Annotated in this window: 18 protein-coding genes, 1 pseudogene and 1 riboswitch; of the genes and pseudogenes, 11 read left to right on the forward strand and 8 right to left on the reverse strand. The window is 62.8% G+C overall.

Annotated features, from left to right (window positions below):
* Positions 1-55: 55 nt before the first annotated feature.
* The 5 genes from AT302_RS01680 to AT302_RS01700 all read left to right on the forward strand — a co-directional run bounded on the left by AT302_RS01680 (position 56) and on the right by AT302_RS01700 (position 5,868).
* Positions 56-1,000, forward strand: a complete 945-nt coding sequence (locus tag AT302_RS01680) for an ABC transporter permease (protein ID WP_058376927.1) — start codon at positions 56-58, stop codon at positions 998-1,000.
* Positions 997-1,818, forward strand: coding sequence for an ABC transporter permease (locus tag AT302_RS01685; RefSeq protein WP_058376928.1), 822 nt, complete (start codon positions 997-999; stop codon positions 1,816-1,818). Before AT302_RS01680 ends, AT302_RS01685 begins: the two co-directional genes overlap by 4 nt.
* Positions 1,815-3,584 (forward strand): ABC transporter ATP-binding protein, encoded by a 1,770-nt coding sequence (locus AT302_RS01690; protein ID WP_237172043.1) that lies wholly within the window; start codon positions 1,815-1,817, stop codon positions 3,582-3,584. Before AT302_RS01685 ends, AT302_RS01690 begins: the two co-directional genes overlap by 4 nt.
* On the forward strand, positions 3,581-4,276 hold the full coding sequence (locus tag AT302_RS01695; protein ID WP_064675018.1) for a GntR family transcriptional regulator: 696 nt from the start codon (positions 3,581-3,583) through the stop codon (positions 4,274-4,276). Before AT302_RS01690 ends, AT302_RS01695 begins: the two co-directional genes overlap by 4 nt.
* A 65-nt stretch (positions 4,277-4,341) precedes the next feature.
* Positions 4,342-5,868, forward strand: a complete 1,527-nt coding sequence (locus AT302_RS01700) for an ABC transporter substrate-binding protein (protein ID WP_058380027.1) — start codon at positions 4,342-4,344, stop codon at positions 5,866-5,868.
* Between the two features lie 98 nt (positions 5,869-5,966).
* Here the strand turns inward: AT302_RS01700 and AT302_RS01705 are convergent, their stop codons facing one another.
* The 4 genes from AT302_RS01705 to AT302_RS01720 form a co-directional block, all read right to left on the reverse strand.
* Entirely contained in the window at positions 5,967-7,052 is a 1,086-nt protein-coding gene (locus AT302_RS01705) for a porin (protein ID WP_058376929.1), read from the reverse strand.
* Between the two features lie 97 nt (positions 7,053-7,149).
* Entirely contained in the window at positions 7,150-8,220 is a 1,071-nt protein-coding gene (locus AT302_RS01710) for an ABC transporter ATP-binding protein (RefSeq protein ID WP_058376930.1), read from the reverse strand.
* Positions 8,213-9,976, reverse strand: a complete 1,764-nt coding sequence (locus AT302_RS01715) for an ABC transporter permease (protein WP_058376931.1) — start codon at positions 9,974-9,976, stop codon at positions 8,213-8,215. The genes AT302_RS01710 and AT302_RS01715 overlap by 8 nt, the downstream gene beginning before the upstream one ends.
* A 151-nt stretch (positions 9,977-10,127) precedes the next feature.
* Positions 10,128-11,231 (reverse strand): ABC transporter substrate-binding protein, encoded by a 1,104-nt coding sequence (locus AT302_RS01720; RefSeq protein ID WP_058376932.1) that lies wholly within the window; start codon positions 11,229-11,231, stop codon positions 10,128-10,130.
* A gap of 154 nt (positions 11,232-11,385) precedes the next feature.
* Between AT302_RS01720 and AT302_RS01725 the strand changes: the two genes are divergently transcribed.
* The 3 genes and pseudogenes from AT302_RS01725 to AT302_RS01735 form a co-directional block, all read left to right on the forward strand.
* The gene (locus AT302_RS01725) at positions 11,386-12,093 is read left to right on the forward strand and encodes a response regulator (protein ID WP_058376933.1); all 708 of its coding nucleotides are present in this window, start codon (positions 11,386-11,388) and stop codon (positions 12,091-12,093) included.
* 49 nt (positions 12,094-12,142) lie between these two features.
* Positions 12,143-13,555 (forward strand): sensor histidine kinase, encoded by a 1,413-nt coding sequence (locus AT302_RS01730; protein ID WP_058376934.1) that lies wholly within the window; start codon positions 12,143-12,145, stop codon positions 13,553-13,555.
* Positions 13,556-13,685: 130 nt separating this feature from the next.
* Positions 13,686-14,843 (forward strand): annotated as a pseudogene (locus AT302_RS01735) (cysteine desulfurase family protein); the annotation flags it as partial.
* Positions 14,844-14,935: 92 nt separating this feature from the next.
* Here the strand turns inward: AT302_RS01735 and gcvA are convergent.
* Positions 14,936-15,850, reverse strand: coding sequence for a transcriptional regulator GcvA (gene gcvA / locus AT302_RS01740; RefSeq protein WP_058380028.1), 915 nt, complete (start codon positions 15,848-15,850; stop codon positions 14,936-14,938).
* A gap of 172 nt (positions 15,851-16,022) precedes the next feature.
* On the opposite strand from gcvA, the gene AT302_RS01745 reads away from it, so the two are divergent.
* Entirely contained in the window at positions 16,023-16,799 is a 777-nt protein-coding gene (locus AT302_RS01745; RefSeq protein ID WP_058376936.1) for an SDR family NAD(P)-dependent oxidoreductase, read from the forward strand.
* 186 nt (positions 16,800-16,985) lie between these two features.
* The gene (locus tag AT302_RS01750) at positions 16,986-18,455 is read left to right on the forward strand and encodes a catalase (RefSeq protein ID WP_058376937.1); all 1,470 of its coding nucleotides are present in this window, start codon (positions 16,986-16,988) and stop codon (positions 18,453-18,455) included.
* A gap of 95 nt (positions 18,456-18,550) precedes the next feature.
* On the opposite strand, the gene AT302_RS01755 is transcribed toward AT302_RS01750, so the two are convergent.
* Together AT302_RS01755 and AT302_RS01760 are read right to left on the reverse strand one after the other, a co-directional pair.
* Complete coding sequence (locus AT302_RS01755; RefSeq protein WP_157125655.1) at positions 18,551-19,099, reverse strand: Clp protease/crotonase-like domain-containing protein; 549 nt, start codon at positions 19,097-19,099, stop codon at positions 18,551-18,553.
* Entirely contained in the window at positions 19,096-19,671 is a 576-nt protein-coding gene (locus AT302_RS01760; protein WP_058376939.1) for a restriction endonuclease, read from the reverse strand. Before AT302_RS01760 ends, AT302_RS01755 begins: the two co-directional genes overlap by 4 nt.
* A 166-nt stretch (positions 19,672-19,837) precedes the next feature.
* A riboswitch (Fluoride riboswitch) is annotated at positions 19,838-19,916 on the forward strand.
* Between the two features lie 147 nt (positions 19,917-20,063).
* On the opposite strand from AT302_RS01760, the gene AT302_RS01765 reads away from it, so the two are divergent.
* Positions 20,064-21,401 carry a voltage-gated chloride channel family protein gene (locus AT302_RS01765; protein ID WP_084655975.1) on the forward strand — a complete coding sequence of 446 codons (1,338 nt, stop codon included), beginning with the start codon at positions 20,064-20,066 and terminating at the stop codon, positions 21,399-21,401.
* On the opposite strand, the gene AT302_RS01770 is transcribed toward AT302_RS01765, so the two are convergent.
* Positions 21,387-22,400: a DUF72 domain-containing protein gene (locus AT302_RS01770; protein ID WP_084655976.1), complete on the reverse strand. Its 1,014-nt coding sequence runs from the start codon at positions 22,398-22,400 to the stop codon at positions 21,387-21,389. The genes AT302_RS01765 and AT302_RS01770 overlap by 15 nt on opposite strands.
* Positions 22,401-22,516: the final 116 nt, after the last annotated feature.

The raw sequence follows: 22,516 nt of genomic DNA on the forward strand, positions 1-22,516 counted from the left end.
CCGTTGCAGCCCCCGCAGTTGTCCCACGCGGTCGTCCTAACTAGGGAGCGCGAACATGCTTCGTTTTCTGTTGTCCCGGATTCTCGCCGCGACGCCCACGCTGTTGATCGTGACGGTGTCGGTGTTCGTGATGATCCGGCTGGTGCCGGGCGACCCCGCGCAGTTGCTGCTCGGCGACTTGGCCGATCCGGTCTCGCTTGCCGCCATGCGCGTCAAGATGGGGCTCGACCAGCCGTGGACCACGCAGTTCTGGATCTGGTTCTCAGGCGCGCTGCACGGCGATCTGGGCACGTCGATCACCACCGGTGAGCCGGTGCGCTCGCTGGTCTGGGCGCGCTTCATCACCAGCGCGCAGGTCGTGTTGTGTGCCGTGCTGTTCGCGGCACTCGTCTCGGTGCCCGCCGGCATGATCGCTGCGTGGAAGCAGAACAAGCTGCCCGATCTGTTGCTCGTGGGCGGTGCCACGCTGCTGGTGTCGATGCCCGCGTTCTGGCTGGGTCTGTTGATCCTGTTGTTCTTCGGGCTGAAGCTGCAATGGCTGCCGGTGGTGGGCTACGTGTCGATTGCCGACGACTGGCGCGCCGGGATGCTGTATCTCGTCATGCCGATTCTGACGCTGTTTCTGCATGAAATCGGCGTGCTGATTCGCATGGCCCGCGCCAGCACGCTCGACGTGTTGCGTCTCGACTACGTGACCCATGCCCGCGCCAAGGGGTTGTCTGAGCGTGCGGTGCTGATGAATCACGTGTTCCGTAATTCGTTCGGCCCGACGTGGACGCTGATCGGGCTGGTGCTCGGCAACCTGCTCGGCGGCATTGCCGTGGTGGAGACGGTGTTCACTATTCCGGGGCTTGGCCGTTTGCTCGTCGACTCGATCTTCGCCCGCGACTATCCGGTCATTCAGGGGTGTCTGCTGTGTGTGGCGACGGTGTACGTCGTGGTGAACCTCGTGATCGATCTCTGCTATCCCCTCTTTGATCCCCGGGTGACGGTGCAATGAGAAAACGCCTCTTCTCCAACGCCACGATTGGTGGCCTGCTGCTCGCGTTTCTGGTCATCTGCGCCATTCTCGGCGCGGTATGGACGCCGTTCGATCCGCTGCGCATTCATTTCCCCACGCGACTGCATCCGCCGGGCGGTGTGCACCTGCTGGGTACCGACGAGTTTGGCCGCGACGAATTGTCGCGACTGCTCAGCGGCGCGGCGACGAGCTTTCTGATCGCCTCGCTGACGGTGTTCTTCGCCATCGTGCTTGGCTGCACGATCGGCCTGCTGGCGGGCTTCGCCCGCGGCTGGACCGACCGCATCATCATGACGTTCAACAACGCGATGCTGGCGTTTCCGGGGCTACTGCTGGCGCTCGGCCTGCTGACCATCGTCGGCCCGAACCAGTACGGCATCGTGCTCGCGCTGTGTCTGGCGTACACGCCGTCGGTGGTGCGCGTGGTGCGCGGTGCAGTGATGTCGTTGCGCGAACGTGAATTCGTGGAGTCGTCGCGCGTGCTCGGCAATTCCGATCTGTACACGATGTTCCGTCACGTGCTGCCCAATTGCATTGCACCGATCTCGGTGCTGGCGACGTCGATGTTCGGCTGGGTGATTCTGGCCGAGAGCGCGTTGTCGTTCCTCGGTCTGGGCGTACCGCCGCCCGCGCCCACGTGGGGCAACATGCTCGCGTCGGCCCGTCCGTTTATTTCGCAGGCAAGCTATCTGTCGATCTTCCCGGGCCTGTGCATCGCGCTCACGCTGCTGGCCATCAACCTCGCCGGCGATGCCGTGCGAGATCGCCTCGACCCACGCATGCGGGGGATGAAATGAGCCTTGCGCGTACCGAGCTCTCCGAGCACATCGACCTCTCGTCCGGGCCCTCTGCGATGCCGCATTCGTCGTCTTCTCTGAACGTGTCTGCCGCACCCGATGCACGCGCTATCCCCGCGAAGTCGGTGCTTTCGGTGGAAAACCTCACGCTGACGATCGGTCAGGGTGGCCGCGAGATCGTCTCCAACGTGTCGTTCGACATCGCCCCGGGCGAGATCGTCGGCATCGTGGGCGAGTCGGGCAGCGGCAAAACGCAGGCGGCGCGCGCCGTGTTGCGCCTGAACCCCGAGCCGGTGGTGCGGGCAGGTGGACGCATCGTGTTCGCCGGCGAAGATATGGCGCAGGCCAGCGTGAAGCGGCTGCGCGAGTTGCGCGGCGGCAGTATCGGCATGGTGTTTCAAGAGCCGATGACGTCGCTCAATCCGTCGATGACCATCGGGCGGCAGTTGGGCGAGGCGTTGCGTCTGCATCGCCCGAAGATGTCGGCGGCCGAGCGCAACGAGCGCATTCTCGACATGCTCAACCGTATCGGCATGCGTGACCCCAAAGGGGCGCTCACGGCGTGGCCGCACGAGTTCTCGGGCGGTATGCGCCAGCGCATCATGCTCGCGTCGGTGATGTTGCTGGCACCGGCCTTGCTGATTGCTGATGAACCGACCACCGCCCTTGACGCACTCGTGCAGCGCGACGTGCTGGAGTTGCTGGTATCGCTCACCCGTGAGCACGACACTGCCGTGCTGATGATCAGCCATGATCTGCCGATGGTGGCGCGTTACACCGAGCGCATGGTGGTGATGGAGCGCGGCAAGGTGGTAGAGCGTGGCACGACGGCGGATGTGCTCGCCGCGCCGCGTGAGCCGTACACCCGCAAGCTGTTGATGGCGATGCCGCATCGGCTGCCCGCACGTGAGCCGATTACGCTCGCACCTGTGGTCGACGTGAAAGGGCTGTCAGTCGAATACGCGGGGCGTCAGCGGTTGTTCTCGAAGACCGAACGCAAGCAGGCGCTGAAGGACGTCAGCGTCCATGTGCGCCCGGGTGAAGTGGTGGCGGTGGTGGGGGCGTCAGGGTCGGGCAAGACGACGCTGGGCCGCACCATTGCCGGGCTGATTCAACCATCCGGCGGCGAGATTCTGTTCGATGGCCGCGCGATCCATCGCTCCGATGCCGCATGGCGTGAATACCGCCTGAATTGCCAGATGGTGTTTCAGGACCCGAGCGCCTCACTCAATCCGAGAATGACGGTGCGTCAGTTGGTCGGGGAAGGGCTGCGTCACGTATCGGGGCTGTCGCGCGCCGACGTGCAGAACCGTGTCGATGAAGTGCTCACCGAAGTCGGGCTTGAAACCGCCCACGGAACACGGTTGCCGCACGAACTCTCCGGTGGACAGCGCCAACGCGTGGCGATTGCCCGTGCGATCGTTCGGCGGCCGTCGTTCGTGATTGCCGACGAACCCGTCTCTGCGCTGGACGTCACGGTGCGCGCGCAAGTGCTCGAAGTGTTCGCCAAACTTCAGCGCAGCCATGGCTTCTCGTGCCTGTTCATCAGCCACGATCTGGGCGTGGTGGAACAGTTGGCCGACCGGGTTATCGTGATGCGCGACGGCGCCATTGTCGAACAAGGAACACGCGACGAAGTGTTCGACACGCCGCGACACGAATACACTCGCGAATTGCTGCGCGCGATACCGATGCTCACGCCCACGTCCGGTGGCGGTGTCGCCCTGCGTCAGCGTTCGTGTGGACCGGAGACATCGGCAATATGAGTACCGAAAAAAGCGCGCAAAACCTGGTGGACCGCATCGTCCAAGACATTCAAGCGGGCGTGCTTACGCCCGGCAGCTGGCTCAAGCAGATCGATTTGCAGACCCGCTACGACGTGACGCGTCTGGAAGTGCGGCGCGCACTCGATCAGTTGACGGTCATGCGCGTGACCGCGCATGTGCCCAACTGCGGCTATCACATCGAGTCGATCGACACCGACCGTCTGCATGACATTCGCGAGATGCGCGTCATCGTGGAACTCGGGGCGGCCGCCGATCTGATCGATCACGTGACCCCGGCGCAGATTGTCCGGTTGCGCGAGCTTGCCGAGCAGTTTCATGCGCTGACCTTTGACGGTACGGTGCTCGACATGCACCCCGTCAACGCGGAATTTCACGGTCTGCTGTACTCCGCATGCCAGAACAAAGAACTGCCCAAACTGATTCTGGAACTGCGCACGCGCATGCCGTCAGGCATGGCGACGCAAAACCGCACGCGCGCGCGTATCGAAGCGTCGTCGCTTGAGCACTTTGCCATCGTTGACGCCGTCGAAGCCCGCGATCTCAAGGCGCTGCAACGCGTCATCGCGGCGCACGTGCGACAACCGGCTACGCCCGCCAAACCGGCTAAGCCCGGCAAGGCAAGCCCGTCGCGTGGCACCGTCAAAACCAAGTCGTCCGTGGAGAAGAAATGAGAGATCGTTCGTTGGCTGGTTGGCAGGTCGTTCGCAATCTCCCGGGAGTGCGCGCCGTGGGTGCGATGGCACTGGCCGGCGCGCTGTGCCTGCCGGGCGCGGCGTTCGCGCAGACGCTTAACGTGGCGCTTGCCGCCGATATCCGCTCGACGGACCCCGGCGTGAATCGCGACGACATGACCGATGCTGTCGTGTTGCATGTGGTCGAAGGGCTGGTCGGTTATCGCGAGAACGGCACCGTTGCCCCGTTGCTGGCCGAATCGGTGGACGTCTCGAAAGACGGCATGACCTACACGTTCAAGCTGCGCCGCGACGTGCATTTCCATAACGGCGCGGCGCTCACGTCGGCCGATGTGCTCTGGAGCTGGCAGCGCTACACGAACCCGAAGACGGGCTGGGCCTGTCTGGATGAGTTCGATGGCCGCAAGGGCCTGAAGGTGACGAAGGTCAGCGCGCCCGATCCGTACACCGTAGTGATGCAGCTCAACCGCCCGGCAAGCCTGTTCCTCGACACGCTGGCACGCACCTACTGCGGCATGACGGCGGTGATCAACAAGGCCTCGCTGAAGCCCGACGGCACGTGGGACAAGCCCATCGGCACGGGGCCGTTCAAGCTGACGGAGTGGAAGCGCGGCGAGTACGTGATGATGAACGCGTATGCCGGATACAAGTCGCCGCCGGGCACGCGTCCCGATGGCTACGTGGGTGCGAAAGCCCCGCTGGTCGATGCGGTGAAGTTCGCCATCGTGCCGGACACGGCGAGCGCCAAGGCCGGGCTGCAATCGGGCGCGTTGTCCGTCGCACGTGTTGCACCGTCGGACGTGGTGGAGCTTCAGGCCGACAAGCGGCTCAAGATCATCGTCGGCCAACTGGCGTCGAAGAACGCGCTGCTGATCCAGACGCGCGATCCGGTGGTCGGCAATCAGAAGCTGCGGCAGGCGATTGCCGCGTCGCTCGATATCCCGCAGATCGCCGAGGCCATTTCGGAAGGTCACGGCGGCCCCAATTCATCGGCGGTGCCGACGACGTCGTCGTACTACGACGCGACGCAGAAGAAGAGCTACACGTACGACCCGGCACTGGCCAAACGTCTGCTGAAAGAGGCGGGCTACAAGGGCCAGAAGATCGTGATCTTCGCCAACAAGCGTGTGAACGTGCCGAGCTACACCATCGCCGTTATCGCGCAAGCCATGATGCAGGCGGTGGGGATCAATGCGGTGATCGAAGTGCTGGAGTGGACGACGCAACTGGATCGTTATTACAGCGGCGCGTATCAAATCAGCTCGTTCTCGTATTCGTCGCGCATCGACCCGGCGCTGAGCTATGAGCAGTTCTCGGGCGACAAGACGAAACAGCCGCAAAAGGTCTGGGAAGACCCGCGTGCGCTGGCGCTGATCGATCAAAGCCGCGAGGAACCCGACCCTGTGAAACGGCAGGCTATGTTCGACCAACTGCACACGATGATGCTCGATCAGGTGCCGCTCATCCTGCTGAGCAACGGTGTTGAGCCGTGGGCGGTGGGCCGCCGCGTGGAAGGCTTTGCCGCTTGGGAAGGCAAACCGCGCCTGTGGCAGACGCGACTCGCGAAATAAAAAAACGGTAACGGCCTGACTTGCGCGTTTAGCGGTACCCCCCGCTATGGTCAGGCCGTCACCTGAGGAAAAACGTCAGCGATTCAATCGCAACGAGATCAGAAGCGGTGCTGGATACCGGCGGTCACACCGACCTGCGTGTCGGCGGCACCGACGAGGTCACGCGACAGGCTGACCTTCTGGCCGTGCTTCGCAAACGCGTAGCCGCCCGACAGGTACAACGACGTACGCTTGGACATCGCGTATTGCGCGCGCAGCGAGATCAGCGTCGGGTCGGCATCGCCCGCGTCCTTGATGTCCTGATGGTAAATAGCGCCATACAGCGTGAAGGCCGGCGTGAAGTCGTACGATCCACCCAGCCAGTACATATCGCTGCGCAGCGATGCCGTACCCGCCGTGATGAACGTCTTCTTGTAGTTGCGGTACCCAGCCATGACCTTCGCGGGGCCAAAGCTGTAGCTCGCGCCCGCGTGAATGCCCTGAATGTAGTCGGTGGTGTCGGCAGGGCTCGTGCTCGTGCCTGCACCGTTCTGGCGGTCGTACGTCGCCACCACGGCGAACGGACCGTTCTCGTAGCCGACGGCGAAGTCGTACTTCGAGCTGGTCTTCATGCTGCCCGGCACGTTGCCGAAACCGTACATCGCACCGAGTTTCAGACCGTTGAATTCACCGTCGTAGCGCACGGCGTTGGCCGAGCGCGAGAACAGGCCGTCCTTGCGGGCGCCCGTGGCGGTCGAGCTGGTGGCCCACGAGTAGTTCGGTGCATAACCCATCGGGTCGAACTGGAGCATGTAGTCGTACGTCGTCGTGAACGTACGGCCGATGGTCACTTGCCCCCACTTCTTCTGCGACAGGCCGACCGTGGCGCGGCGATCGAAGATCGCGCCGGGGCCGTCATCGAACTGGCCGTTGACCAGATTGATACCGCTTTCCAACTGGAACACGGCCTTGAGGTCGTTGCCCAGATCTTCCGAGCCCTTGAAGCCGAAGCGCGACGTGTTCTTGCCGCCCGATACGGCACGTGCTGCACCGCCGTTGTCGCTCGCATGGTTCACATACTCCACGCCGGCGTCGACGATCCCGTAAATCGTCACATTCGACTGTGCGTGTGCCTGGCTGGCCAGCGCGGCGCCCAGCACGCCCAGTGCCGTCGTTGCGGCCAGACCGATACTGCTTCGTTTCATTGTTGTCTCCTCTTTCTTCTGTTTCTCTTGGTATTGCGCGGGAGAGCGCCCACGCGTCGCTTGGAATTGCGTCTGTCTCCGGTCTTGTAGGGCGGGCTTAGGCGTTGGATTGTGCAAACGCCCAGCAGTCGTTGGCCGGGAATTCGATCCAGTGATGGCCGGGGTCGCGCGGCACGTGACCGAACGCGCGGAAGCGCAGCGCGCCGCAATGGAAGAGGTATTCCCAGCGGTCGCCCAGATACATCGACGTGACGAGTTGCGCGCCCACGCGGTTGTGACCCGGGCCATCGGCCACTTGCACGCGCTCAAGGCGAATCACGGCCTGCGCGTCCTGACCCGGTGCGAGCGTGTCGCGGGCACGGGCCTGCAAGGCGAAGCCGTCGCCTGCCAACGTGACGAACTCGCCATCGACCGCGCTCACGGTCGCGTCGATGCGGTTGTTGCTGCCCATGAACTCCGCCGTGTAGAGCGAGCGTGGCGAGCCGTACAGTTCTGCCGGGGTGCCCTCCTGCTCGATGCGGCCGTTGCGCAACAGCAAAATGCGATCGGACATCGCCATGGCTTCGGTCTGGTCGTGCGTCACGCACAGCGCCGACAGACCCAGCGAGACGATCAACTCGCGCAGCCACGCCCGTGCTTCTTCGCGCAGCTTGGCGTCGAGGTTCGAGAGCGGCTCGTCGAGCAGAATGACGGGCGGGTTGTAGACGAGTGCGCGGGCGATGGCCACGCGCTGTTGTTGACCGCCCGACAACTGGAACGGAAAGCGCTCGGCAAGATGGCCGAGGCCCAGTTGATCGAGCGCGCTTTGCACGCGCTCACGGCGCTCAGTTGCACCGACCTTGCGCAGCTTCAGGCCGTAGCCGACGTTATCGGCCACCGTGCGGTGCGGCCACAGCGCATACGACTGGAACACCAGCCCGAGCGAGCGTTGTTCGACGGGGCAATCGATGCCTTTCGCACCGTCGAAGAAGACCTGATCGTCCAGCGCGATGCGGCCTTCCGACGGCTGTTCGAGACCGGCGACGGCACGCAGGAGCGTGGTCTTGCCACTGCCCGATGCGCCGAGCAGACACACGACTTCACCGGCTTTGAGTTCGAACGACACACCCTTGAGGATCGGGTTGGTGCCATAGCTCAGAAAGAGGTTGTCGACGACGAGCTTATCCATGCAATTTGACTCCGAAGCGCAACGCCACGCCCAGACCGGCGCCGACCATCGCGATGTTGATGACAGAGAGCGCGGCCACCTGATCGACTGCGCCGGTCGCCCACAGCGACACAAGCAGTGAGCCGATCACTTCCGTGCCCGGCGAGAGCAGATAGACGGCGGTGGAGTATTCACGCTCGAAAATCATGAAAATGAGCAGCCATGCCGCGAGCAGACCGAAACGCACCAGCGGCAGTGTGACGTCGAGGCTCACGCGGCTGCGCGTGCCGCCCACACTGCGGCCCGCTTCTTCCAGCTCGGGGCCGACTTGCAGCAGGGCGCTCTGGATGAGTCGCATGCCATAGGCGAGCCACACCACCGTGTAGGCCACCCAGATGCTCCACATCGAGTTCTTGAGTTCCTTCAGGCCCGGCACGAAGAGGAAGATCCACAGGAACGCCAGACCCGCGAGCAGGCCCGGCACGGCGCGCGGCAGCAGCACGATGTAGTCGAGCAGCTTGGCCGCCCAGTCGTTGCGACGGTGTCCGGCGAAGGCGACTAGCGAATAGAAACCTACGGCCATCGCGCCACCGATCACGCCGATACCGAGCGTGTTGAGAATCGCGCGCACGAGGTTGTCTTGCTCGAACAGCTCTTCGAAATTAGAGAGCGTGAGCACTTCGGCGATCGCGACACCTTCGCCCCAGTGCGTGACGAACGAGCGCAGCACGATGCCCGAGATCGGCACAATCACCGTCACCAGCAGCCACGTCACGACGATGCCCAGCGCAATCCAGCGCCACACGCCCAGCGGCAGCACGGTTTGCCGTCCAGCCTTGCCCTTGACCGTCACGTACTTGTTGGCGCGCTTGAGCAAGTGACGCTGCAACAACACGAGCGGGAAGGTGATCGCCACGATGCACATCGCCACGGCCGCCATCAGGTGATACGACGGCACGCCGAGTTTGTTGGTCAGCTTGTACAGGTAGGTCGCCAGCACAAGGTGACCTTCAGGGTCACCCAGCACGAGCGGCAGACCGAAGACTTCGAAGCCGAGGAAGAACACCAGCACGCCCGCGAACAGTAGCGCAGGCATGGTCATCGGCAGGCTCACGTCGAGTGCGACGCGGAACGGGCGCGCACCGGCGACGCGGGCGGCTTCTTCCACGTCGGAGCCGAGGTTGCGCAGCGCAGCCGACGAGTAGAGGTAGACGTGGGGCACGTGGGTGAGGCCCACGATCACGGTGATCGCGAAGATCGAATAGACCGACCACGGCGCATCCATGCCCGTGAGTTCACGGAACCACACCGAGTAGAAACCGACGGGGCCGGCGGCGACCACGTAGCCGAATGCGAGCACCATCGGCGAGACGAAGACGGGCGTGAGCAGCAACGGTTCGAGCCAGCGGCGGCCCGGCAGATCGGTACGCACCATCAGGAACGCGAGAATGCCGCCGAGCGGGATCGAGATGAACAGCATCCCGAACGCGATGATGAAAGAGTTTTTCACCGCCGACCAGAAGTCGGGGTCGGTGAAAATGAAGCGGTAACCGTCGATACCGAACGTGCGGTTCGCATCGAAGAATGGCGCCGACAGCAGGCTCTGCACGACGATGAACGACAGCGGCAGCAGCACGGCAATCGTGAGCACGGCGATGACCATCCAGCGCGAGGTCGCCGCGAGCGCACGCCATGGCGACGCAACAAGATGGGGCACGCCAGCGCGCGAGCGTGGGGACGGCACCGCAGAGCGGGTGTCGGTAGTAGACGACAGCATGAAGGTCTCCCTGCGCCACGCAGGGCGCATATCGAGAATGGCTTGGGGAGAGGCGGGCCGCGTGCGCGGCCGCCAGAATTACAGGTGCATTGGGTGAATCGTGTGCATCAGGTGGACCGGCGGCGCAGCAAGACTGGCTGCGCCAGACTGATCAGCGCTTGATCGACTGTTGCCAGCGCTTCAGGAATTCGAGGCGCTTGGATTGGTCGAGATAGACGAGCAGGCCCGCACCGATCGGAATCGGCTTGAGCGCAGCGCCCAATTGCTGCGTGAGGTTGGCCATCGAGGTCTCGCCTTCCACGTCGGCGCGGATCGAGAACAGGTTGGCTTGATTCGCGAGCAGCGTCTGGCCGCGCTTCGAGAGCAGGTAGTCGACCCACAGCTTGGCGGCGTTGACGTTCTTGGCCTTCTTCGAGATGGTGACCAGACGGCTCACCACCTGCGTGTAATCGCGCGGGTAGACGTAGCCGATCGACGGGTCTTTTTTCGCCTTGGCAAACGCGTACGAGCCGAGAATGTTGTAGCCGATCAGGTTCTCACCCGACGAAATGCGCTCCATCATCGCGCCCGTGCTCGATTGCAGCTTCGGGTTGAGGGCACCCATCGCGCCGACGAGTTCCCACGTGACTTCCGGGTTCACGCGCGCGTCTTGCGTGAGGTAGTTGAAGCCCACGCCGGACTTCTCGATGTCATAGGTCGTGACCTTGCCCTTGAACTTGGCCGGGTCCGACTGCAACAGCTTGATGAGTTCGACACGCGTTTGCGGCACTTGGTCGGCCGGCAGCAGACGCTTGTTGTAGACGATGGCGAGCGGCTCGTAGGTCGTGCCGTAAGCCTGCTTCTGGTACTGCGCCCATTGGGGGATGTGCGATGACTCGGGCGATTCGTAGCTCGCCATCGTGCCGTCGTTCACGAGCTTGACCTGGAGGTCCATGGCTGAGCTCCAGAGCACGTCGGCGCTGGTGCTGTTGGCGGCGTACTCGCTGATGTAGCGGTTGTACAGCTCGGTGCTGTTCATGTCGTTGTACTCGACCTTCACACCGTAGAGCGCCTCGAAGTCCTTGATGAGCGGACGCACGAGGGCGGTGTCGGTCACTGAGTACACGATCAGCTTGCCTTCTTTCTTGGCGCCGTCGATGGTGGCCTGATAGTTCGCCGGGTATCCGGCGGGCACCTGCGCGTGAGCGACGGACAGGCCGGTCGCGAACAGTGCGGCAGCGGCCACGCAGCGCCCAAGCAGTTGCGTTTGCTTCATGTCTTCCTCCAGAGACCCCTTGAACGGGGTTTGTCGTTTTCTCGTGGCGCATGGTAATTTGCCGGAACTTTCAATTCGCTTTCGATTTCGTGTCGAATCCGGCCCATGAGCGGTTTTTCGGGTCATGGATTTCCCTAGGGTCTGGTCCCTTTTCATGCGCATCCTGCTTGTCGAAGACAATCCGAGTCTGGCCAAATCCCTTGCCGAAGCCCTCACGCAGGCGCATTTCGCCGTCGATTGCATGCACGATGGCGAAGCTGCCGATCACGTGCTGCGCACGCAGGAGTATTCGCTCGTCATCCTCGATCTGGGCCTGCCGCGCCTCGATGGCCTTGAGCTGCTGCGCCGGCTGCGTCAGCGGCGCAACATGGTGCCGGTGCTGATTCTCACCGCCCACGGCTCGCTCGAAGACCGCGTGAAGGGGCTCAATCTCGGGGCCGACGATTATCTGTCGAAACCCTTCGAACTCGATGAACTGGAGGCCCGCGCCCGGGCATTGATTCGCCGGTCGCAGCGGCATGAGAGCGCCGACGTGACTTGTGGGCCGCTCGTGTTCGATGGGGTGGAGCGCAGTTTTCGTCTCGATGGCGAATTGCTCGCGCTGACCAAACGCGAGCGCGCCGTGCTCGAAGTGCTGATTCTGCGCGGTGGCCGGGCGATCAATAAAGAAGCGCTGTCGGAGAAACTCTTCGGCATCGACGAGTCGGTGAATCCGGACGCCATCGAAATCTACGTCTACCGCCTGCGCAAGAAGCTCGAAGGCAGCGGTGTCGCCATCGTCACGTTGCGCGGACTCGGTTATCTGCTGGAAGCCAAACCCGACGCGGCGCCCGCCGTCCCCACGACACCTACGGCGTCGTAATCGCGTGCGCTTTCGCGCGCCCTAGCGCCCCCTTGAGCCCTTCTGCCTGATGCCGCAACCGAATCTTCGCCGCCAACTGGCGCTCTGGCTGCTGTTCCCGCTGCTCGGACTGCTCGCGCTCGATACCTGGCTCACGTATCAGCGCGCGATGAGTGCCGCCAATTCCGCGTTCGACCGGTCGCTGGAATTCTCGATCAAATCAATTCGCGAGGGCACGCAGTTGATCGATGGCGAGGTGCAGGTCAACCTGCCGTACCTAGCGCTGGAGATGTTCGAGTCGGATCGCGGCGGCAAGATCTATTACGTGATTCGCGAAGACGGCGAGCGGGCGGTGACCGGGTATCACGATTTGCCGTTGCCGCCCTCGGTGGTCACGCCGGAGCCCTATCACTCGGTGTTTTACGATGCGACCTATCGTGGCGAGGCGCTGCGCATGGGGGCGCTGAGACTGCCCGTGCACGATGTGCCGAATGCCAAGACGCGCGTGGTCTGGATCGTGGTGGGCGAGACCACCGAGTCACGGCACGAACTCGCTCGCCAGATTCTGACCGGGGCGTTGCAGCAGGAAGTGCTGCTGGTGGTGCTGGCGCTGGCGATCGTGTGGCTTGGGGTGACGCGCGGTTTGCGTCCGCTCAATCGGCTGTCGGCGAAGGTGGCCGCGCGCAGCGAAGACGACACAACGCCGCTCGATAACGTGGATTTGCCGACGGAGGTCGAGCCGCTGGTTGAATCGATCAATCAGTATGTGGGGCGCGTCGGGCGCATGCAGGCATCGCGGCAACGCTTCTTTGCCGACGCCGCGCACCAGTTGAAGACGCCGCTGGCGATCATTCAGGCCGAGTCGGAACTGACCTTGCGCGAGACGTTGAGTGCGAGCGCACGGGAGCGCGTCGAGCGGCTCAACCTGGCCGTGAAGCAGGCGGCGAAAAGCGTCCGGCAGTTGCTGTCGCTGTCACGGCTGGAAGCCGACGTCGGTGCCCCGGCCGCGAAGGTGCCGCTTCGCCTAGATGAAGTCGCGCGCAACACGACGCTGGACTGGTCGCCAGTGGCGCGATCACGAGGCATCGATCTCGGGTTTGAGAACGACGGCGTGGTCGACGTGTTGGGGCAACGCGAATTGCTCGCCGAGATGTGCGGCAATCTGATCGACAACGCGATTCGTTACGCAGGCGATGGCGCGGTCATTACCGTGCGCGTCGGTGTCGAACATGGGGCACCGGTGTTGCAGGTGGTCGATAACGGACCGGGCATCCCCGCGCACGAGCACGACGCCGTGTTTCAGCGGTTCTATCGCAGCGAAACGACCGGACAAGCCGTGGACGGGTCCGGGCTCGGACTGGCCATCGTGCGCGAGATTGCCCGCATGCATCGCGCCGAAGTCACGCTGGCCGACGCCCCGGGCGGTGGACTGGCCGTCACCGTACGGTTTTTGGGATCGGACGCACCATCTGGGGTGGTGTAGTAATAATTTCCAGATTTTGTTTCTTTTGAGGAATAAATTGGCTTGATCGTCGAAATAGGCGAGTGATTTTGCAAGCCTTTTCTCGTTTTCGGCGCGTACGATCGATGCACATTTTTGCAGGAGCCCGATCATGCGCGAAAAAGAACAACTTCACTACTTCGACTACGCTGCCACCACTCCCGTTGATGCGGCGGTGATTGCGGCGATGGCCGATTGCCTTGGCGTCGACGGCGTGTTCGGCAATCCGGCATCGAGTTCGCACGCTGCCGGCACGACCGCCCGCCGACTCGTGGAGCGCTCACGTGCGCAGGTGGCGGCGCTGATCGGTGCCGACACGGCGGAGATCGTCTGGACGTCGGGCGCAACCGAATCGAACAACCTCGCGCTCAAGGGCTACGCCGAACTCGCGCAGGCGCGCCCGCACCTGATGACGAGCGTGATGGAACACAAGGCCATTCTCGACACGATGGCCTATCTGGAAAAGCGGGGCTCCCCGGTGACGTATGTGACGCCGTCGGCCACCGGTGAAATTACGGCGGAGACGGTGGCTGCCGCATTGCGGCCGGACACCGGTCTGGTGTCGCTCATGCTCGTCAATAACGAACTTGGCACGTTGACCGATGTGACGGCCATCTCGAAGGTGGTGCACGACGCTGGCGCGCTATTGCATGTGGATGCGGCGCAGGCGCTGGGCAAGACGCCGATCGATGTGAAGGCCATGGGCATCGATATGTTGTCGATGTCGGCGCACAAGGTTTATGGGCCGAAAGGGATCGGCGCGTTGTACGTCAATAAGGACGTGATGGCGCGTATCGCGCCGCAGATGCATGGCGGAGGACATGAGCGCGGCCTGCGCTCGGGCACGCTGGCGACGCATCAGATCGTCGGTATGGGCACGGCGTGCGAGTTGGCCATGCGCGGCATGACGGTGGATAACGAGCGCATCGGCAAGCTCAGCCGCCGCTTGCTCGATGGGGTTCTCTCGCTGGGCAACGTGACGCATAACGCGGCAAATGCCCGTCGGATTGCGCATACGTTGAGCCTGACAGTGAATCATTCGGGGTTCTTCACGTTCATGCTGAACACCAATCTGGCGGTCTCGTCGACGTCGGCCTGCAATTCGGCTTCGGGTCAGCCGTCACACGTGTTGAGTGCCATTGGCGTGGACAGCGAGGCCGCAGGCCGCACGGTGCGTGTGAGTCTTGGGCGCTTCACCGACGAAGCCTCGGTCGACTTTGCGATCGCTTGTTTCGAGCGCGCACTTTGTCAGTGCCGCGCGTTGGCGGCGTGAAGCGGATGGGATGAATCGCATCGCTGTTGCGACGCTTGAATAAGAGAAGGCGCCGTTCGAAGGAACGGCGCTTTTTTATTGGGCGCGCGTCATTGGTCGCTGGCGGCTTGCTTCAACCAATCGCGAAATGCCGCCAGCCGGGGCAGCGTCGCACACTCGGCGCGATAGACGATGTAGTACGCAAGCGTCGATGCGCAATCCACCTCGGGGAATAGTCGCACCAGTCGCTGCGCGGCGAGATCGTCACGTACGAGCACGCTGCGGGCAAGGGCGATGCCGTGCCCGTCGATAGCCGCCTGCAACACGGCCGCCGAGTTGTTGACCTTCAGGCCGGCTCGCGTGGTCACGTCGGATACGCCAGCGTGATCCAGCCACGATGGCCATGTGACGAAGCCCGCCGCGGTATCCACCGACAGGTCGTGAATCAACGTCATGCCTCGCAGATCCTCCGGGTGCTGCAACGTGGGATGCTCGCGCAGCAGCGACGGCGCGCAGACAGGAAAGACCTGTTCATCCATCAGCTTCTCGGCCATCAACCCGGGCCAGCGCCCCTGACCGTAACGCACGCCGATATCGATGCCTTGCGCGACGAAGTCCGCCAGTTTGAGGCTGGTGTCGAGTCGCACGTCGGTGTCCGGCCACGCGCTCTGGAAGTCGTCGATACGCGGCAGCAGCCATTTCGCGGCGAACGCGGGGCTGACCGTCACCGTGAGCATACCGACGGCAGACCCTTCGCGTAGTTTGGCGAACCCTAGGTTGAGACGATCGAAGCCGTCGCGAATGTCGGGCAGTGCCCGCTGCGCGGCCTGCGTCGGCACGAGACGCGCCCGCCCGGCGCTGCTGCGCTCGAAGAGCGGTACGCCCAGCCACGCTTCGAGACTGCGCACCATCTGGCCGACGGCCGCGGGCGTCACGTTCAACTCGGCAGCGGCGGCAGAAAAGCTCTGATGCCGCGCGCTGGCTTCGAATGCCCGTAGCGCATTGAGGAACACCGGTGCTTTCATGATGGAAAGATTTTCTTTCAATGCGACGCAGAATAACTGATTTGTGAAGACCTCGTTGGACGCCAACAATGTGGATATCGAACGACGACGGTGGTGTGCAGTAACGGCGCATGCCATAGCGACGTCCGGCGTTATCTATCGAGTTACCGAACTGTCTTCAGGAGTCAGCAAAATGAAAAGTTTTTCTTCCAAGGTTGCCATCATCACGGGTGGCGGATCCGGCATCGGCAAGGAAGTGGCGAAACGTCTGGTCGCCGAGGGCGCCCGCGTGGTGATCGGCGGTCGTGACGCAGCCAAGCTCGCGGCGGCTGCCGCACAAATCGACCCGACGGGCGCGAATGTGCGATATCTGGCGAGCGACATCGCTCAACCGGCGACGGCGTCGGCGTTAGTTGAGCTGGCGACGTCGGCCTTCGGGGGCGTCGACATTCTGGTGAACAACGCAGGTGTCTTCCGTCCCAAGGCGTTTCTGGAACTGAACGAGGAGGAATACGACGGCTTTGTCGACATCATCCTCAAGGGCAAGTTCTTCATGGCACAGGCGGCTGCCAAGGCAATGATGCAACGTGGCGGCGGTGCCATTGTGCAGACCGGCTCGCTGTGGGCGTTGCAAGCCATCGGGGCCACGCCTTCGTCGGCGTACTCGGCAGCGAACGCCGGCGTGCATGCTCTCACACGCAATCTGGCCATCGAACTCGCGCCACTCAATATCCGTATCAACACCGTGGCGCCGGCGGTGGTCGAGACGCCGGTCTACAACACGTTCATGAGCGATGACGAAGTCAAAGCCACACTGCCCGCGTTCAACGCGTTCCATCCGCTTGGCCGCAACGGTCAACCGCGCGATGTGGCCGAGGCGATTCTGTTTCTCGCATCGGGCGCCGCATCGTGGATTACTGGCACCGTGCTGCCAGTCGACGGCGGGGTGATGGCCGGGCGTCAGGCCTGAAATCGCATCGGCGATTTTCAGGCGGTGGTGAGAGGAACGCGTGGGCGAGTTGATCTGTCACAAGTTGACGAATATTCAACGCGCATCGCCTTGATGGGTCAAAGTCACCGTCCTGTATTATGCTTTGAACCACTTGCAAATCTATTCTCTCCCTCTCCCCACCCACCTTGATGTCTGGAGGTATGTATGAGCAAAGAGAAAGAACGTCACGACACCGGATCCACTACCGGTGCGGGCGCCCCGGCGGCGAGCGATCGCAATACGCTGTCGGTCGGGCCGGACGGTCCGCTGTTGCTCCATGACGTTCACTTCATCGAACAGATGGCGCATTTCAACCGTGAGAAGGTGCCTGAGCGCCAGCCTCACGCCAAAGGCGCCGGTGCCTTCGGTGTCTTCGAAACCTCCGAGGATGTGAGCCGTTACACGAAGGCGGCACTGTTCAAGAAAGGCGCGAAAACCGAGATGCTCGCGCGTTTTTCCACCGTCGCGGGCGAATCCGGCAGCCCCGATACCTGGCGCGACGTGCGCGGGTTCTCTCTGAAGTTCTATACCGACGAAGGCAACTACGATCTCGTTGGTAACAACACCCCGATCTTCTTTGTTCGCGATCCGATGAAGTTTCCGCACTTCATCCGGAGCCAGAAACGTTTGCCCGATTCGGGCCTGCGCGATAACCACATGCAATGGGATTTCTGGACCAACAATCCGGAGTCGGCGCATCAGGTCACCTATCTGATGGGCGATCGTGGTCTGCCGCGTACTTGGCGGCACATGAATGGCTATGGTTCGCATACCTACATGTGGGTCAACGCCAGCGGCGAGAAATTCTGGGTGAAGTATCACTTTCATACCGAACAGGGTATGGAATTCTTCAGCAACGCCGAAGCGGCGACGATGTCGGGTCAGGACGCCGATTTCCACCGCCGGGATCTGTTCGACGCGATTGCCCGCGGTGAAAACCCGAGCTGGATCATGTCGGTGCAGGTCATGCCGTATGCAGACGCTAAAAAGTACCGCTTCAATCCGTTCGATCTCACGAAGACGTGGTCGCACAAGGACTATCCGCTGATCAAGGTGGGCAAGATGACGCTCAACCGCAATCCGGAGAATTTCTTCGCGCAGATCGAGCAAGCCGCCTTCTCGCCGGGGAATACGGTGCCGGGTATCGGCTTGTCGCCGGACAAGATGCTGCTGGGCCGCGCGTTTGCGTACAACGATGCGCAGCGCAATCGCATCGGCACGAACTTCCATCAACTGCCGGTCAACCGCCCGAAGGTGCCCGTGCAGTCGTACATGTTCGACGGGCATATGGCGTTCGAACATAGTGGCAATGCGCCGACGTACGTGCCGAACAGCGGCGGACGTCCGTACGCCGATCAGACCGGCGCGGCGGAAGACGGTTGGGAGTCGGACGGCGACATGGTGCGCAACGCCTACACGCTGCACAAGGAAGACGACGATTTCTCGCAACCGGGAAATCTGGTGCGCAACGTGTTTGACGACGCCGCACGGGCACGTCTCGTCGAGACAGTGTCGGGCGCGTTACTCGCGGGCGTGCGAAGCCCGGTGCTGGAACGTGCGTTCGACTACTGGAAGCAGATCGACGCCGATGTGGGCGCGCGTATCGAGAAAGCAGTGAAGAGCGCGAAGAAGTAATTGAAGTATTAAGCGCGAAGGTAAGCGCCCCGGCAACCCCGGGGCGCTTACGGAGCGATAGCGGCGGGTGGCGATGCGTGGCATCGTCCCCGCCGTTAGTGTTTTGTACAGGCACAGGTCGGGTTTTTTGCGTCTAGCGCGGCGATACCTTCCAACACGTCTTGTCCGGTCGGTGTGGCCCGCAGCAGGTCGATCGTCGTCGGGTCGAAGCGCTCGGTAATCCGGGCCATCGTTGTGCCGGCCACCTGGATCGCGCGTACCGGATCGTAGGTACCCATCACGCGCAGGACCTCCGTCGCTCGCGCACCGAACACCGCATCGACAATTTCCGGCGTCTCGAACAGCATGACTTCGAGCGTCGGCGCGACAATCCGGACTTCGCAACGACTCTCTGAGGCATACGCCCACAAGGTCTGCTCAGCACTACCCAGTTGGGCGCTGATCAGATCGGGATACACGCTGAATGCATTGCGGATCAGAATTGTGGGCGCAGCAAATTGCGAGAGCGTGCGTCGTGTGCAAGGTACTGCATCCCACATCCCATGGGACGTAAAGAACCAAGACGAACGCACGACATCACTGGGCAACCAGGCTTGCAGAAGCGTGAAGGCGTCTCGTGATGGACATACGATGCTACGTTTCATACGAGTAGGTCCTTGTGTTGATTTTTATCGTAATGCGTCGCGTGCTCCAGGCACGCTTGATACTTCGCCCGCATCAGATGCGAGAAGTCGCGCTGTAGTACGCATTTTTCGATGTCCTTGCCCGTCCAGCACAAGATCGTCTGCGGCTTGGTGAAATTGACCATGGTGATGGCGGCATCGGTGAAGTCGCCGCTGGTGAATAGGCAGCCGATCATCGCCGAAGGTCGGCGAGCCAACTGGCTGCGCAGTTTCGCAATGGGCGTGAAGTCGACGTGATGCTTGGTGCGCCGCCGGGCATCCGAATGGTCCTTGCACTCGATCAATGCCGCGATACCTGCGACATACACGACGCCGTCGATTTGCTCGACGTTCACCGTATCCAGCAAATCCACCCGATACGGCCACCGAACCTGCGCGCCGCTCAACTCGAAGCCTTTGAGCACCAGATATTCCAGCGCCTTGCCCGGGTCCCAGTCCGGGGTGGCGCACGTCATCACGCCATGCCATAGCTGTGCGATGTCGGTCCAGTCGTAGCGACTCACCCGATCGGTGTATTGCGTGTCTGCGGTCATGCCAACCTCCGTCGATCCGTTGCCGATTCTAGAGGCGGTTATGCAGGCAAAACGGCAATAGGTCGATATATCGGAAAGTCCTGATGGGCTATGGCATTCCAGCCCATGAAACGGGGCAAAAGTGTCACGCATTGTGAGTGCCCTCGCTTCCTGATAGCATGGCGACAGCTTCAACGGAGATGGCATACCTCCGGCGTTCGTTTCGCAAACCGCCCCGCCACGGGGCTGATGATGCCTGCAAGATCCTGGTGTGCCGGGAGGTTGCGGGCTATGCGTGCGGACGGTCTTCGCGTCTCATTCCTCCGTGTTTCTTCCCAGCTTCCCCCGGTAATGTCCAGGCGATTCGTCGATGGCATCGGCCCGTCCGATGCGTTGCCCTGTGTGCGCACACCATGAAGATGTTTGACCATTCCCCTTTGCGCGAGCTGGCCGATGTGCTGCCGCGCGCCGCACGCGCGAGTGCTTTGGCCGCGCTTGTCGGCGTGATGGCCGGTAGCGCCAGCGCGCTGCTGCTCGTCGCACTCGAGATCGTGACCGACACGCGTGTCCTGCATCCGTGGCTGCTCTGGTTGCTGCCCATCGCGGGCTTCGCCGTGGGCTGGCTGTACCTGCGGCTCGGCGCGAGCGTGGAGGCCGGCAACAACCTGCTGATCGACGAGATTCACGACCCTCGCCGTGTCGTACCACTGCGTATGGCGCCGCTGGTGCTGGCCGGTACCGTCATCACTCATCTGTTCGGCGGCTCGGCGGGCCGTGAAGGCACGGCGGTGCAGATGGGCGGCGCGTTGGCCGATCAACTCACGCACGTCTTCCGGCTCTCCGGCGAGCAACGGCGCGTGTTGTTGATGTCGGGGATCGCGGCGGGCTTTGCCTCGGTGTTCGGTACACCGCTTGCCGGGGCCGTATTCGGGCTGGAAGTGCTTGCGATTGGCCGCTTGCGCTACGACGCCCTGTTGCCGTGCCTCGTTGCCGCGCTCGTCGGTGACGCAGTGACGCGCGCCTGGGGCGTGCATCACACGGCGTATGCCATCGCGCCGCAACTGTTCAGCGCGTCGATGTCATTGGCCGGGGCCATGAGCGCGGCTGTCGCGGGTGTGGCCTGCGGTCTCGTCGGGATGGGCTTCGCGCAGGCAACGCACGCCATGTCGGCGTTCATGAAACGACGCATCACCTACGCACCGCTGCGTCCGGTCGTGGGTGGGGTGTTGGTCGCCGTCGCGGCGACCACACTCGGCACGCCGCAGTATCTCGGCCTCGGCATTCCGACCATCGTCGATGCTTTTCACACGACGCTGCCGTGGTACGACTTCCTCGGCAAATCGCTATTTACCGTGGTGACGCTGGGCTCGGGCTTCAAGGGCGGCGAAGTCACACCGCTGTTCTACATCGGTGCGACGCTGGGCAATGCGCTCTCCCATGTGCTCACGCTGCCCGCCGCCGTGCTTGCTGGTGTTGGCTTCGTGGCGGTGTTCGCCGGGGCAGCGAATACGCCGATTGCGTCGACGCTGATGGCCATCGAGATCTTCGGCCCGCAAATCGGCGGGTATGCCGCCATCGCCTGCGTGCTGGCGTACCTCTGCTCGGGACACACGGGCATCTACAAATCGCAGCGCCTCGGACACGGCAAGCACGGTGTTGTGCCCGAAGGGGCGCGTCTGGCCGATCTGCCAGCATGGCGTGAGGCGCAGCGTTTGCGCTCGCAGATCAACGACGATTCATCGCCAAGGTGACGTGCCGTCCGGATTGAGAGCATCCCATTCGTCGTCGGCATCGGTGGTGTACAGCGTGATATCGCCGCGTGCCAGCCCCGCAATCGTGCGTTGGAACGCCGCTGCGTTGCGCATGCCCTGATCTTCGTGATTGGTGTTGAAGAGCACGTGCGTGTCGTCGGCCTTCGCGGCAATACGCGCCACGCGTGCCGAAATGTTGGTCAATTCGCTCGCGCTGTACTCGTAGACGAATCGGCCCGATGACGCGGAGAGGCCGCGCCGGTTCCAAGCCGCCGCATTGCGGCCGTGCAGACGCACGACGCAAAGGTCGTCGCGAGTCGTCGCCCAGACGGCAGGCACGGTGTTTTCGAATTCGGTGGGGCTGTCGACGATGGTGTGAGCGGCACCCGTCTCGCGCAGCATCGCCAGCGTGGCGGCTTCGCGCGAGGGCGTGTCGAACCAGCTGCGATGCCGAAACTCGATCGCGTGGCGCTCGCCGTCGAGCCGTCTGGCGGTGTCGAAGACGAGTGCGCGCCCAGCGCGGTCGTTTTTCACGCGCGGCGAGAACTGAAAATGGATGGCGGTCAGTTGTCCGCTCTGGCGCAGCGGCTCGATGGCTTCCAGATACCGTCGCCAAAGCTCATCCCGTAGCTCGGCGGGGAGGTTGGCTGAGACGTCGGCGTCGACGTTAGCATCGACAGAACCCAACGGCCGGTCGTGAGGCGAACCCAGCGCAGCCGCAATATCCGCGGGCAGGGCACTGACGGGGGTCGAGTGCCCGGTGAACGCGCGGAAGGCCTTGATGTGAAAGCGAAACGATGGCGGCGTGCGTTGCGTCCAGCGCCACGCCATGCCCGCGTCAGGCAGGTGGTAGTAGCTGCTGTCGACTTCCACCAGATCGAAACGCGACGCGTAGTGGCGCAGCCGCGCTTCGGGCGTGGCGACGCCCGGCGGGTAAAAGCGCCCGCAGGCAATGAGTGTCCGGTCGGTCCAGGACGATGTGCCGACACGCAATGTCATGACTCGAAACCCTGTGACTCGATGAGCGTCGATGCGATCGTTATAATGTATAAATATACAGTAGTCGGTGCGACCGTCGCGCCCACTCACTGACTCGCCGACCCTCCAGCCACCCT

The sequence above is a fragment of the Pandoraea norimbergensis genome, assembly GCF_001465545.3.
In the GTDB taxonomy this organism is placed as follows: domain Bacteria; phylum Pseudomonadota; class Gammaproteobacteria; order Burkholderiales; family Burkholderiaceae; genus Pandoraea; species Pandoraea norimbergensis.